Here is a 14,890-nt window from a genome sequence, read left to right as displayed (position 1 = left end):
TTAATTCGCATTTGGGTATCTGGTATGAAACATACATTTAAACGCATTTTTGCATCCCTCGTCGTCTCACTGGCGACCATACTGATCTGCGCGCCCGCCAAGGCGGCGCTGCAGGAAACCGTCTATAAAGTCGCCGACAACCTGTATTCATTCAGCATGGACGGCGGTTACATCTCCATGTTCGCCATCACAGACAAAAGCGTCGTTGTCTTCGAGACGATGAACTCACAACATGCGCAAGCCATGCTGACCGCTATCAGAAAGATAACCGCCAAGCCTGTAAAATACGCCTTTCACAGCCACAATCACTGGGATCACGCCAGCGGCGGTCAGGTGTTTATTCAGGCAGGCGCGCAAACCATCGCTCATGAAGAAGCGGCGGCCTGGATGCGGGCCAATCCCTATCCGGACATGACGGCGCCGACATTAACCTGGAAGGGCGATTTCAAGCAGTTCGATGTCGATGGTTTAAAGATCAACCTGCATTATTTCGGCATGAATCATGGCCTGGGCATGACCGTTTTCTACCTGCCGCAAAGCAAAACCGCGTATCTGGCGGATATCGTGACGCCGAACCGGGTTATCTTCTCCGTCGTGCCGGACTTCAATCTGCGGGAGTGGGAGAGAACCCTGAATGAGGTGCTTAAACTCAACTTCGACACCGTCATTTTCTCTCACAACGAAAAAGCCGAGCCTCTAAAAGGCGGCGACAAAGAGGATGTCAAAGCGCAACTGACTTACCTGCAGGATCTGCGCGCCGAGTTCTATGCTGAACTTAAGAAAGGCACGCCTCCCATGGCCATAGCCTCTACATTGCGGTTGCCCAAATACAAAGACTGGGTTGGCTATGACGAATGGCTGTCGATGAACGTCTGGCGCATCCTGGCGGATGAATTCATGGGGCCGTTCCCCTGGCGTCCTGCGCAAGATTGATCATCCCGCAGACGCTCTTCCGAGAACGGCGGGCCTGCGTAGATCAGGCCCGCCGTCTATAACTGGTATAACCGATATAACCGGGCATAGCAGGGACCGCCCTGAAAGAAGGAAACGCATCATGTTGAGTGAACTGAGCAACAAAGAGAAGGTCTTCAAACTGCTGAAAGGCATAGAAACCGGCGACCCGGACGCCGCCAGCGTCGTCAACGAGAATCGGTACGTGCAGCACAATCCACATACCGGCGAGGGAAGCCTGGGACTGGCGGAGCTGTTCAAACAAATCGCCAGGACCGGACCTAAAGTAACGATGGTGCGGGCGTTTGAAGATCAGGATTTTGTGTTCGCCCACATGAAATACGAGTTCTCCTCGGTAAAGGCGGCGTTTGAGGTGTTTCGTTTCGAGGACGGCCTGGCGGTGGAGCACTGGGACAATCTTCAGCCTCTGGCGGGTCCAAACCCTTCCAGACACGGCATGCTGGATGGTCCACAACAATCCAGCGACTTGCATCTGACGGAAACCAATAGAACGCTGGTGCGGGAATACGTGAACGAAGTACTGATAAATCGACAATTGCAACGGCTGGAGGACTTCGTCTCCGGCACAGGCTTTATCCAGCACAATCCCGAGATGCGCGACGGCGTTGCATCCCTCCACGAAGCTCTGTCCTTACGCGAAAATGATCGTTACGCCTTAACCTACACAACCTTGCACCGAGTCCTGGCGGAAGGCGACTTTGTTCTCAGTGTCAGCGAAGGCCTGTGGCGCGATACGCACAGCTCATTCTACGACCTGTTCCGAGTGCAAGCAGGCAAACTAGTCGAGCATTGGGACACCATAGAACCCATTCCTCCCAGGTCGCAATGGAAGAGTGACAATGGGAAGTTTTGATTCTGCATTTTTGCCTTCTAAGGGCCAAAACTGACGCGAAAGTATAACTCTGAAGGCTTCAAGGAGCTGCGATATTTTCTGATTAATGCAGTCTTAGTATTTATGTGGGTGAATTTAGGCTGCGTATACACTTCGTATTATAGATATATAGAAAACCTACTTTTCTCAATAATCATCCTCGATTGGCCTAATAAACTTTAGTTTAGCTATAAAGATTCAAGACTATCTCCGTTAACAAATGTTAACATTTTGTGAGTGATTGCAATTTATATTTTTGTGGGGTGATGTTTTATTTTACGGAAAGGAGGTCAAGGTGATGCTGAACAAGGTGGGTTTATCGGTACTTTTAGTTTCAGCTGTATTGCTGCTGGGAGGATGCTTTGGGGTTGTGGTTATTCCTCAAAACCCTCTAATGTCTGACTCTAAAAAAATAGAAGAATTAAATTCAAAGTATAGCAAAACTTCGTTTGATGGAAGTGTTAAAGAATGCATAGTCAAGAAAGATAAAGATTGCATGAAAAAAGAGAGGGATATAATTATTAACGAATTGATTTTGTTAGTTGATTATAACTATCAAAGCTATGAGGGGAGCTTAATCGCTGGTAAGGCGAAATCAAATTTTGGCTTTGGTATGGCTAGCACGATTTTATCTCTTGGATCTGCAGTCTCAACCGTCACAGATACAAAAACCATTATTTCTAGCATTGCCAGTCTAACTTCTTCAACTCGTACAGAAATTGATAAGAACTTCTATTATGAGCAAACGGCTCAGGCACTTATTGTCAAAATGAAGGCGCTGAGGGCTACTAAGAAGCTATCCCTGATAAAAGGTATGGCTATACCATATATTGATTACACCATGGAACAAGGATTGGTGGATATTTTGGAGTACTACCGTGCTGGTACGTTGGCCAATGCGGTACAGAGTATTTATGAAGATGCAGCTCATCAGAATAGGAGCGCTGAACAGGCTAACATGGAGGCTCAGGACAAAGTAAGGAAGACAGAACTGAAGGCCGCAGGCTTCTTAGAGAAGTAAAATGTTGTAGCTTCAAGCCATACAAATACACGATATGGCTTGAAGCGTGGCCGCCGTTGCAGCCAATGGCGACCGACCTAAATAGCCTTATGACTCCCTCTCTGGTTTGATTTAGCACCTATGTCGGAAGGCGATACGTTTTCCCCCAATTTTTACAAATAAAACGCCAAAACTAATCGGCAATAGGACTACACTTAATATATACATAGGCCCGCTTTCGTCCCTTAATCATTACCGGGAACCCTCGGGGTATTCCGGCTTGTCTGTGGTGAGGAGCTGCGATATGAACAGACTCTCTCTCATCTGGAAAATCACTCTTCCTGTTATTGTTGTTTTCACTTTATCCGTCATCGCAATCTACATTTATATCCCCAAAGCGGTTGAAGCCAACGCCATCAGCGAGGCCACCGCGTCGGCGGAGCAGGTTGTGCAGCAGTTCAAGACGTTGCGTGGTTACTACACCAAGAATGTGGTGCAGAAGGTGCTGGGGAATTCAGGTATGAAGGCGTCTTTTGACCATGATAAGGAGAAGGATGCGATCCCGTTGCCGGCGACCATGATTCACGACTTGAGCAAAGAGTTTTCACAAAAAGGCATGACGCTGAAACTGTACAGCGCCTTCCCGTTTCCCAACCGCTCCGAGCGGCGTCTGGATAGCTTTGGGCAGGCCGCCTGGGCCAGTCTGACGAAAAGTCCGGACACCACTTTTTCACAGGTGGACAAGGATGCAAAACTGGGGTCTATCGTGCGCGTTGCGGTGGCTGACAAGATGGTCGCGCAAGCCTGCGTCTCCTGTCACAACACCCGGGCGGATACGCCCAAAAATGACTGGAAACTGGGGGACGTCAGAGGCGTTCTGGAAGTGGATATCAATATTGACGGTCCGCTGGCCAATGGACAGGCGCTGGGCTCCAAAATAGCGGTTTTGCTGGCGGTGGCCCTGCTTGCAGTATTGGGACTCACCGCCTTCCTGTACCGCATGCTGGCGCACCGTCGCATTAATAACATCGCCATTGCGATGGAAGAAATTTCCGGCGGCGGCAGCGATCTCACGCGCAGGCTCGATGCGGACGGTAATGATGAAATCAGCCGTATCGCCGCCGCATTCAATAACTTTGTCAACGATCTGTCGCAGACCTTCACCAAGATTGTCGCCTTGACCCGCGACGTGGCGGCGTCCGCCAAAGAGCTGTCGGACATCACCGACCAGAGCAACGACGACATTCATCATCAGCAACGACGACATTCATCATCAGCAACGACGACATTCATCATCAGCAACGGCAGACCGAAACCGCTGCGGCGGCGGTCAATCAAATGGCCAGCACGGTGAATCATGTGGCGGAAAACGCATCGCAATCGTCATCGGCGTCCGCCAGCGCCGATGAAGCTGCCAAGCAGGGCCTGCAGGTTACTCAGGCGGCGTCGGCGGCGATTGCGCAAGTGTCCGAAAGCATGCAGGACGCCAAAGAAGTCGTGAACAAGCTGAACGAGGACAGCAAAAGCATCGGCGCCGTACTTGATGTCATTCGCGGTATCGCTGAGCAGACCAATCTACTGGCGTTGAACGCCGCCATCGAGGCCGCCAGAGCGGGCGAGCAAGGTCGGGGTTTCGCCGTGGTCGCCGATGAAGTGCGGAGTCTCGCGCAGAAAACCCAGGCGTCCACAGAAGAGATCCATCACATGATCGAACGACTCCACTCAGGGGCCCAGGCCATGGTGTCGGTGATCGAGCAGGCGTCGGGTAAAACCGCGCAATCCGTGGAATATGCGCAACGCACATCCGAAACCATCAATCAGGTGTCGGAAGCGATAAAAGTCGCCAGTGAAATGAGCGCGCAAATCGCCGCAGCCGCCCGGGAACAGCATTCCGTGGCGGAAGAAATCAATAGAAACATCGTGTCCATCAACGAAGTGACGGGGCAGTCCTCAGATCGAGCGCTGCAAGTCGCCAAGCGAGCGGAAAATCTCTCCGCTTTGGCGGATGAGCTGAGTACGCTGACCGCACGGTTTGGAGCATGAAAATCCTGGGAACGCGCGCCTTCGATTGTCGCCTTCAGTCGACGACTGTGAGGGCGCCGTTTTCAGGCCGCTGTCGATCAAGAAACCAGGGCGACCTTCGTCTGCTCCGGCGCTGCCTGATATAACCTCAGTTGTTGGAAGGCGCTGCGCTTTTCCAACCTACACGTAGCGAACAATCTATAAACCGTAGGTTGGATAAGCGCAGCGCCATCCAACACTCTTATTTAATATTCTTATTTAATACTTTTACTCAACAGTCTTGCCCACTTTCACCGAAGCGCTCTCTTTCTGCTGCAAACACTTGGGAAACCTCATGAAAGACCACATAACTTCATAGCCTCGTAAAGGCGAGTCGATGTTGTTTCGCTGGGGAACGCCGACTGAGTGATGAGATAAGGAGTTTTGCGTGAAGAAAGCCAAGGTGCTGGTGATTGGGGGAGGGCATATACAGCTGCCGCTGATCGAGGAAGGCGTGAAGATGGGGGTTGAGGTGTTTGTGGTGGATGACAGGGATGGGATTATTGATCCGGCGCTTGCTGAGCGCATTCAGCGGGTTCCCTTTAACCGTCATGATAAGAAAAGCATTGTCGAGTACGCGTCTGCGCATGCGTTCGACGCCATCGTTTCCGCTGGCAGTGACCGTTCGATCAAACTGATGGCGGAGTGCGCCGCCCAATGTGGAGTAAACACCTATCTTTCAGAAGAATCCGCCGCGTTGCCTCTGGATAAATTGCGTATGGCTGCGCTGTTGAGAGCCGCTGATTTACCCGCTCCCCGCTATGACTTTGTCGAGTCCTATGAGCAGGCCGCCTCGCTGGCGGAAGCCTTGGGTTACCCCGTGGTGGTCAAGCCGGTTGACGGTACGGGACAGGAAGGCGTGGGAGCCGCCGCTGATCCAGAGCAGTTAAAATCGGTGGTTAAATCCGCCATGAACGCCTCCGTGAAATCGCGGGCGATTATTCAGGAGTTTGTGGAAGGCGTTGAATACAGCCTGAGTGGGTTTATCTACCGCGGTCAGATTGCTCCATTCATCGCCTCATATCGAGGCAGTCCGTCGCGGACGGAAGCGGGATTCGGCGTCGCTTTAACCAAACAATATCCGACGGATCTTCCGGCTGAATTACTCGATCAACTCAGAGCCGACATGGAAACCGCGCTGCAACAAATGGGCGTCGATACCGCGCCGTTTTTCGCCCAGGTGATCGTCACGTCCTCCCACGCAAACCAGTACCGCATCATCGAAGTCATGCCCAGAATCGGCGGCGGCGAAGAAGCCCGATTCGTTCGCGCCGCAACGGGATTTAACCTCGCCAAAGCAACCTTGCTGGCGGCTTTGGGTTGGGACTTCAACGTCGACGATCTGGTGGACGCCCACGGGAATAACGCCGTGCTGCTCAGGTTTTTCACCACCGAAAACGGCGTACTAAAAAGCATCGACGGCCTGGATGAGGCTCAGTCGCTGGAAGGCGTCAGGGAGGTAAAAATCTATCCCCGCATCGGTGACACAGTGACCTCTCTGAACGACAGCAATGACCGCGCCGGATACTTGATGACCGTGGGCGCAACTCAGGCGGAAGCAGAACGTGTGTCGGCGCTGGCGACGGCGAAGGTCAGGCTGGAAGTTGAGGCGGTAGTCAATGATGAAACTGCGCGCGGTCATGCTCCGGTTATTAATCAGGCAGACAAATAGCTTCCTTCTATTTGTCTGCAACGACAGGGCCTGCACATGTCAGGCCCTGTCTCCCGCGGCTTAACGCCGCGCAGGCGCGTCCATGCGCCTGATGATTAACATGCCAATATCATTGCCATGTTAATATCTTAAACTAAAGCGTTGGGGCAGGGAGGGAATCCGAAGCGCATCATAACCTTTCGGTAAGGTAAGTTGACCTAGTCTTCATTGATGTTTAGGCAGATGATTTAACAGGCGCGTTTTGAGGCGCGTTTTCATTGCCAGGAGGTTGCTATATGCGGAGTCCCAACTTTGTCCCAAATTATTCGGGAAAGATGCATACCTTCTGATATTCCTTAAATGAAAAAGAGCGATTTCGTCGTTACCGGTCATGTGAAATCGATCAGTTTGCGCGTATTGCAAGGGATAACGAAGGTTTTTGAATTCATCGCAAAGCATTAATTTTTTTAAATAAAATCAGTGATGTGGGAGATTGCGCCTATCGATAGGGTTGATATATGATTGCTGCAGATTGGTTCGGCGCCCCAAGATGGGGCTTGAAAAAGAAAGCCTTTTCATAAAAAGCCGAATCGATTTATCAATGGAAAGACTAATGGAATTTAAGCTCGCAAAGGAAAGTAGTAATGGACGTATCTGCGCGTAAAAAATTAGTGTCTGAATACCTGAGTAAACTCGCTGGAAAACAGGATTTGGACGACTCAGTCGACATCTTCGAAACAGGTCTGGTTAACTCCCTGGCCGCTATCCAATTAATCTCCTTTCTCGAAAAAAACTTCAGAATCAAGGTTGAAATAGACGACCTTGATAACGCCAACTTTTGTAGTATTCAGGCTGTCTGTCATTTCTTGGAGAGAAAGGCGGTGGTAAATGCTTAACCGTTTTCTATCGCCTTCTCAAAACCAGTGGCTGCACGCCTTCGAACAGTTCTCCGCCGATGAAGTCGCGCCTTATGCCGATGAGTGGGACCTGCAAGAGGCGACTCCCGCCTCGGTAGTGAAAAAACTCGCCACTAACGGCTGGCTGGGCGGCCTGGCGAAAGAGGAAAGCGGCGGACTTGGTTTCGACGCCACCACTTTCGGGCTTCTGAACATGGCGATCGGGGCGGGAAGCGGCTCATTGACGGGCTTGCTGAACGTCCACTCAATGGTGTTGAAAACCATTGAGGACTGGGGAACGCCGGAGCAAAAGCAACAGTATCTGACGCCGTTGGTGAAAGGCGAGATCATCGGCGCGTTTGCGCAAACCGAGGTCGGCGCCGGAGGCGACTCCAAGAATCTGTCGACGCAGTTTGTCGACGATGGCGACGCCTTGCTGGTCAACGGACAAAAGACCTGGATCACGTTCGCCCAGATCGCGGATCTGTTTCTGGTGTTCGGTAAATACCAGGGGCTGGACACCGCTGTTCTGATTCCCAAAGAAACGCCAGGATTCACCATCACCGCCAAGAAAAACATGCTTGGCTTCAAGAGCGCCTATCTGGCGGTGCTCGACTTTGTCGACGTGCGGATTCCCAAGTCTCACATCATCGGGAAACCCGGTTTCGGCCAGAACCTCATCTCCAATAGCGCTCTGGACTACGGCCGCATCAGCGTGGCCTGGGCGGCGCTGGGCGTTCAACAAGCGGCGCTGGCGGCCTCCGCGCGCAGAGCCAACGCCCGTTCCACCTTTGGTGCGCTGCTTGCGGACCAAGGCATCATTCGCGGCTACCTGGCGGAAATGTCCAGTAGTCTGCTTGCCTCCCAACTCATTTGCCTGTCAGCGACAAAAGCCAAGGAATCCCGGGACGAAGACGCCCTGGAGCAGATTCTTCAGGCCAAGCTTTTTGCATCACATGAAGCCGGTACGGCGGCGGCCAAAGCCGTCCAGATTCACGGCGGCCATGGCTGCGACGAGAGCAACGGCGTCAGCCGTCTCTATCGGGATGCGAAAATTTTGCAGGTTGTCGAAGGCAGCAATGAACTTCAAAAAATGCTGATCGGCAAGGAAGTATGTAATCGATACAGCTATAGCGCTGTATAGACTATTTCATAATCCGCTTCTCACCATTTCTATCCTCCAGGCTTGAGACCCAAGGTCTCGGCTGACGGATGCCTGTCGCCCCGGGTTCGTCTGTAACCCCGGGCGCGCTATGGCTCAGGAGCGACTCAGCCAGCAATCAAAGGACTCCGGCTCTATGGACACTGGTCGACTTATTACTGATTTTTTCGAGGACACGGCGCGAGACAACCCCAACCCGGCGATACGCTGGGGCAAGGGGGAGACTTTATCCTGGTGCGAACTGCATGAGCGCGCGCTGCTACTGGCTCAATATCTGATTGATGAGCGTGACCTGCGCCAGGGTGAATGCGTCGCCATTGGCCTGGAGCGAAGTCCGGCGTTTGTGGTGGCGGCCTACGCCGTGATGCTTGCAGGCGGCGTGTATTTCCCTCTGGATGCGAAAACGCCCGTTGCGCGCATGGCTTCCATGCTGCAGACGGCGCAGTGTCGCGTTGCGTTTTGCAGCGCCGCCCAGGCTGGCCAGATTTCCCAGGCGGGACCGGATCTGGCGCTGATTCTGGCGGAGCGGCTGGAGGATATCTATGTATCCAAACCTGAAATAGACGCGATGCGGAACGCGCCGCGATTGCAGGCGACGGACCCGGCTTACCTGATCTTTACGTCAGGCACTACGGGAACCCCCAAAGGCGTGCTGGTCAATCACGGCGCCTTTATCAACCGACTGCAGTGGCACCAACAACACAGTGCGATGACAGCGTCGGACATCATTCTGCAACGCACCGCGCTGACCTTTGACGTATCTCTGTGGGAGCTTTTTCTGCCTGCGTTGAACGGCGCCAGCCACTATTTGCTGCGCCCAGGTCTGGAGTCATTTCCCCGAGGCATCGTGGCGGCGCTGCAAAGTGAAAACATCACCGTGGCGCACTTTGTCCCCAGTCTGCTCAAGCCGGTACTGCAAGAGTTGCAGCCTGCGGAGACCGCCCTGCGCAACGTTTATGTCAGCGGCGAATCGCTACAGGCCAGTCTGGTCGCCCAGTTTCAGACGCAGTTCGGCTCCCGCTGTCTGCTGACTAACTTGTATGGCCCCACGGAAGCCGCCATTGACGTGAGCTATTACGATTGTGACGCGCCCGCGCCGCAGGCGGTGCCGATCGGACGACCGCTGACCGGGTGCGAGTTATATATCGTCGACCCGGACACGCTGGCGTTGAAGGGCGAGGCGGAGCACGGGGAGATCGCTATCGGCGGACTCTGTCTGGCTGAAGGTTATTACCAGCGTCGGGACCTGACGGAGAAGGCGTTTGTCATGCATCCGCAACTGCAACAGCGCATTTACCTGACCGGCGACCTGGGATGGCGTGAAGATGGCGACCTGTTTTTCTGTCAGGGCCGTAAGGACACCCAGGTGAAATTGCGCGGGCTGCGTATCGAGCTGGGCGAAATAGAGCATCACCTGCTCAGTCATCCGGCGATTAACGAAGCCGTGGTCTGCGTGGTGGAGGACGAAGAGGGCGAACAATGGCTGATAGCCGCCATCGCGGCGAGCGGCGACATGCTAGAGACACAGGAAATGCGTCAGTTTCTCGCTGCGCAGATGCCCGCTTACATGTTGCCGACCCGATTCTGGCAAACCGGTAAATTGCCCCGGTCCAGCTCCGGCAAGCTCAACCGCAAGGCGATTGCGGAGACTCTGCGTGAGCACTTCTTCGCGGAGGCGGTAGCGTAAATGATGAATACGCTGACATTTGAGTTGTCCCGGTCACAACAGACCGTTTTCAAGATGGAAGCCTTTCATTTGTCCGGGCGGCGGTTTTATCTGGGCGGCGTGGCGCGCCTGCACGGCGGTCTGGCGCTGGAGCGTCTGGCGCAGGCGGCTGAAGCGGTCATTCAGGCCGAGGATGTCTTTCGCATTGGCTTTGTCGCCGATGCGTCCGACGCGCTGTGGCGGGGCGTGCGTCATGAGGCGCCATGGGCGGACGTGCAAAAGGTGGATTTCAGCCAGCATCCTGATCCGGAACAGGCGTTCTCCCAGTGGGCCGAGCGTCAGCTGCTGCTGGAAGAGGATCTGTCGCGAACGCCGATCCGCGTCTTCGCCGTCCAGTATCGCGACCAACAATCCGGCTGGTTTGTGAAGGCCCACCACGCCGCTGCAGACGGAGCCGCACTGGCGTTATTAATGGAACGCCTGGCGGCGGCGCTGGAAGGCGACGCCTGTGGGCTGGTCGGGAGCCCTGCTTTTTCCGTCATGGCTGAGCGGGAACAGGAGTACGAAGCGTCTCCACGCTGGAGCAGGGACGCGCAATACTGGCGCAGCCTGTTCGGCGAATCCGCCCCCGCCGCTCAGCAAAGCGGCCGCCAGCCCATTGGCGACTACCGGGGCGGGGAGGCGCGCAGCCGGCGCGTGCGCTTGTCTTTACGCGCTGATCAAAATGCGTTGCTGAGTCGGTTCAGGGCTGGAGGCGGTTCCGTGTTCCGTCTGTTTTTCGCCGCCGTCGCCTATGCGCAGATGGTGGTGGAAGACGGCGACGGGGTCCTGGTGCAGGCGCCGATGCTGAACCGCTGGAGCGAGGACGAAAAACGCGCCATCGCCATGGCCGTGGCGCCGGTGCTGGTTCCGGTATCCCGCGCGGCGGGCGAGACCGTGGCGGACTGCTATCGCGTGCTGCGCAAGGGGCTGCAAAAAGCCCTGGCGCATTCCCGATACGCCCCCGGCGCGCGCTGGGGCGACTTCGCCTCACAAGACTGGAAACGGGTCATTCCTGCGTTCGGCGTGTCCTATCAGACCGGCGCGTTTCAGCCTTCCGTCTCTGGCGCCCAGGTGGAAATCGACCATTTGCAGGCGGTGGAAGCGCTGTTCGCCACCGTGCATATTCATGATCGCTTCGAAGATGGAAGCATCAAGCTGGAAGCGGATTTTCGTCGCCAGTGGTCGGAGCCTCAATGCCTCGCTTTTATGCAGACGGTGGTCGATTACGCGATGGAAGCGGCTGCGGACGTGATGACCGCCGCGGAGGCGATGCATCAAGCAGATAAGACAGAAACGACCTTCGCGCCGCGGGTTGATGGCGCCGACGCAGAGTCCACGGCGCCCATCGGCGTGCGCATCAGAGATGCTTTTCAGCGTTACTCCAACCAGATCCTGTTTAGCGCCAGCCCTGAAAGTGATCCCATTTATTACCGCCAGGGCTGGGACTGGATGCGCGCGCTACGTGAACAACTTCGTCAGCAACGCGCCGACGACGACCGACCCGTCATGATCCTTGGGCGCCGCACGCCGGCGACGGTGCTGGCGTATCTGGCGTGCCTGATCGATAACATCACCGTGGTTCCTGTTTGTCCCACGACGCCCGCGGCCAGGCTGTTAACTATCGCGCGAAATTCCGGGGCGTCTCTGTGCCTGTACGTAGAGCCTGATCAGAGTCTGGCGGAAAGCCTGGAGCTGCCGTTGGCGCTGCTGGACATGTCCGTTCCGCTGGAATGGTCGAGTCACCAGGCGCCAGAGTCATCGGTTTGGTCCGCAACAATGGCGCCGACGCCGGACGCCTTAACGGACGCAGTCCAGGATAAACCGGCTTATATCCTGTACACCTCAGGCTCGACGGGAGAGCCTAAAGGCGTGGCGATCTCTCCTGTGGCGCTGGCGCATTACGCCGTGGCGGCCACTGAGGCGTACGCCGGGGAACGACCGTTCAATACCCCGCTGTTCACCTCCTTTGGATTCGACCTCACCCAGACCAGCATTCTGGTTCCTGTCCTGTCCGGCGGGTTTATGCAGCCTCATGAACAGGATATTCGCGATAACCCCGAGTTGCTGCGGACGCTGCTGGCGGATGAGCGCCTGTCCGGGGTGAAATGCACGCCCTCCCATTTGTCTTTGCTCACCGAGCACAGCGTTCCGCGGTGCCAACCGCTGACCTTTGTAGTCGGCGGCGAAAACCTGTCCGAGGGACTGGTGCGTCAGGCGTTACGTGTTTTCCCGGCGGCTAGCTGCGTGGTGAATGAATACGGTCCTACGGAAGCAACGGTGGGCTGCTGCATTCATACAAGTCACAGTTCGACTGTAGCCGCTGAAGACAGCGCAGGCGTCACGCCCATTGGCGCGCCGCTTGGCGCTGCGCGGATGTCGGTGCGCGACGCCAGAGGCGAACCCATGCCGCAAGGATTTCAGGGCGAGTTATGGATAGGCGGCCCGGTGCTGGCGGAGGGTTACCTCAACAACTCCATGCAGACTGACGCCAAATTCGTGCGCAGTCGTCGGGACGGACATCGCTGGTATCGCTCCGGCGACCTGGGCGTGCTGGACGCCCAGGGGGAGCTGCACTGTCTCGGGCGCATCGACGAAGAATTCAAAGTGCGTGGTTACCGCATTCATCCCACGGAAATTGAAAAAGCAGTGGAAAGCGCGCTGGCGGCCCTCGGCGCGGAGGATCGCCAGGGCAAGATAAAAGCGCTGAAAATTGCCGCCGCCAACGCCTCGCATACATCGGACGGGGCAGGTGAGAACCGCGAGCTGGTGGCGCTGTGCAGCAGCGAACCGATCCCTCACGACAACCCGGATTTTCTGGCGCGCCTGCAGGACAGACTGCCCGACGCCTGGCTCCCCGGCCTGTACTGCACGGTGGCGCCCTGGCCGGTCAACGCCAACGGCAAAGTGGATATGAAGGCGCTGACGGCGGCGGCTCACAACGCCCTGGCGGCGACGCTGACGCCCTCGCGCAGCATTGGCGCTCAGGACGCCGACGCCGCACAAACCTATACCCTGCCTGAGTGGTTGAATGACGACTTTTTCGCGCCGATCTGGCCCCAGGGCGTGGACCTGAAGGCGTCGTTCCTGGCGCTGGGGGGCGACTCCATCAAAGCCATCCGCCTGGCGGCGCTGCTTGCGAAGCAGGGCGTCCGCGTCGGCGCAGGGGAGCTGTTGTCCATGTCCGCCCTGGGCGCCGTGCTGGAGAAAGCCTGCGCCAACGGTCAGACGCAGCATGCCGGCGAGGCCATCGCCATTGGGGACGTCGATGCGAACTGGATCACCCATCTGCCCAGCGTGCGCTGGATGCGGGAGCAAGGCTTTCACTATCCGGATCGCCTGCAACAGGGGGTGACCCTGGCGGCGCCGTCGTCGCTGGCGCCGGAGCGCATTCACGCCGCCGTTCTGGCGGTGCAGGCGCGCCATAAAATCTTTGCGCTGAGAACCAACGCCGACCTTAGCGCGTGTCACTTTGAGTCCGCCTCTACCTCGCTGGCCGTACATGAACTGGCGACAGGGGAGTCGCTCATGGCGCGGTTGCGTGAGTTGCAGGGCGCAGTCAGCCTGCAACATCAGCCCAGCGTTCACGAAATCGTTTGCGATCCTGCGTCGAACCAGAACTATCTGATCTGGGTGTGCCATCACCTGATTTGCGACGTGCATTCCTGGATTTATTTACTGGATGAACTGGATCAGGCCCTGGGCGACGCGACTATCGCCGGCGGAGAGGTGGAGGCCGGCGCGTTCCTGTGGGGGAAATGGCTGCGCGATCACGGCGGCGAAGCGCCGGTGACGCCCTGCGGGGATGCGGCGGCGACGGCGGAGCCGGTCAGGTTGACGCTGACGCTGTCGGGCGCGGACATTCAGGACATGGAGCGGCGGCTCAAGGCGGAGCGCACCCAGTTGCTCGCCGCCGCGCTGATGGCGGCGCTGGATGAAGACAACGCCACGCCGGCGCAGCCCGCGCTGCTGTTTGAACATCACGGTCGCGTTTTTTCGGAAGCGAACGTTCCCCACGAATGGGACGGCGCGCTGGCCAATGCGGTGGGCTGGTTCACCGGCTTCCATCAGGTGAGCCTTGATCCGCTTGCGCAAGGCGCGTCGGCGCAGTTGCGAGAGATCAAGTCCCGTTGTTGCGACGGACGCCAGAACTGGCTACGTCATCTGGGCGCGCAGACCCAGCGGGTCAGGCCTTTGCTCTGTATCAACGACATTGGGCGGGGACTGAGCGGGCAGTGGCGTCACTTCACGCTGACGCCGTCGTTGTCCGGGGGCTTCCGTCACCCGCAGGAACGCAGTGTGGCCGACTTCGACCTGCTGGTGTTTGACGAGCGCGAGTCCGGCGCGGTTAGCGTGGAGTTACGTCTAGGCGTTCCTGGCGCCAGCGAGACGCGCGCCATCCAGTATCTGACGCAACTGAACGCCGGACTGTCAGCCTGGCGCGACGCACTGCTGGGCGAGGGCGACGCGATTTCTGGCGCGCCGTCCGTCCTGCTTCCCTCGGATTTTCCCTTTTGCCAGCTCTCACAGACGGAGCTGGATCTCATCATTAACGGAGCCGCAGTATGAGAA

Annotated in this window: 10 protein-coding genes; all 10 read left to right on the top strand. The window is 56.4% G+C overall.

Going from position 1 to position 14,890, the window contains the following annotated elements; translation table 11 throughout:
- Window positions 1–24 precede the first annotated feature (24 nt).
- The 10 genes from EUZ85_RS18070 to EUZ85_RS18025 all read left to right on the top strand — a co-directional run bounded on the left by EUZ85_RS18070 (window position 25) and on the right by EUZ85_RS18025 (window position 14,887).
- Window positions 25–933: an MBL fold metallo-hydrolase gene (locus EUZ85_RS18070; RefSeq protein WP_127970603.1), complete on the top strand. Its 909-nt coding sequence runs from the start codon at window positions 25–27 to the stop codon at window positions 931–933.
- Between the two features lie 121 nt (window positions 934–1,054).
- Window positions 1,055–1,825 carry a hypothetical protein gene (locus EUZ85_RS18065; protein WP_127970602.1) on the top strand — a complete coding sequence of 257 codons (771 nt, stop codon included), beginning with the start codon at window positions 1,055–1,057 and terminating at the stop codon, window positions 1,823–1,825.
- A 313-nt stretch (window positions 1,826–2,138) separates the two neighbouring features.
- Window positions 2,139–2,864: a hypothetical protein gene (locus tag EUZ85_RS18060; RefSeq protein ID WP_127970601.1), complete on the top strand. Its 726-nt coding sequence runs from the start codon at window positions 2,139–2,141 to the stop codon at window positions 2,862–2,864.
- A gap of 283 nt (window positions 2,865–3,147) precedes the next feature.
- The gene (locus EUZ85_RS18055; RefSeq protein ID WP_127970600.1) at window positions 3,148–4,197 is read left to right on the top strand and encodes a DUF3365 domain-containing protein; all 1,050 of its coding nucleotides are present in this window, start codon (window positions 3,148–3,150) and stop codon (window positions 4,195–4,197) included.
- Window positions 4,182–4,886: a methyl-accepting chemotaxis protein gene (locus EUZ85_RS18050; RefSeq protein ID WP_127970599.1), complete on the top strand. Its 705-nt coding sequence runs from the start codon at window positions 4,182–4,184 to the stop codon at window positions 4,884–4,886. Before EUZ85_RS18055 ends, EUZ85_RS18050 begins: the two co-directional genes overlap by 16 nt.
- A 406-nt stretch (window positions 4,887–5,292) precedes the next feature.
- On the top strand, window positions 5,293–6,576 hold the full coding sequence (locus EUZ85_RS18045) for an ATP-grasp domain-containing protein (RefSeq protein WP_127970598.1): 1,284 nt from the start codon (window positions 5,293–5,295) through the stop codon (window positions 6,574–6,576).
- Between the two features lie 623 nt (window positions 6,577–7,199).
- A complete protein-coding gene (locus EUZ85_RS18040; RefSeq protein ID WP_127970597.1) occupies window positions 7,200–7,451 on the top strand; it encodes an acyl carrier protein in 252 nt (83 codons plus the stop codon).
- Entirely contained in the window at window positions 7,444–8,595 is a 1,152-nt protein-coding gene (locus EUZ85_RS18035) for an acyl-CoA dehydrogenase family protein (protein WP_127970596.1), read from the top strand. The genes EUZ85_RS18040 and EUZ85_RS18035 overlap by 8 nt, the downstream gene beginning before the upstream one ends.
- Window positions 8,596–8,749: 154 nt before the next feature.
- Window positions 8,750–10,300, top strand: a complete 1,551-nt coding sequence (locus tag EUZ85_RS18030) for an amino acid adenylation domain-containing protein (RefSeq protein ID WP_127970595.1) — start codon at window positions 8,750–8,752, stop codon at window positions 10,298–10,300.
- The gene (locus EUZ85_RS18025; protein ID WP_129498751.1) at window positions 10,301–14,887 is read left to right on the top strand and encodes an AMP-binding protein; all 4,587 of its coding nucleotides are present in this window, start codon (window positions 10,301–10,303) and stop codon (window positions 14,885–14,887) included.
- Window positions 14,888–14,890 lie beyond the last annotated feature (3 nt).

Origin of the sequence: Hahella sp. KA22 (assembly GCF_004135205.1) — a bacterium.
In the GTDB taxonomy this organism is placed as follows: Bacteria; Pseudomonadota; Gammaproteobacteria; order Pseudomonadales; family Oleiphilaceae; genus Hahella.
This window is presented reverse-complemented; position numbering and strand designations above follow the sequence as displayed.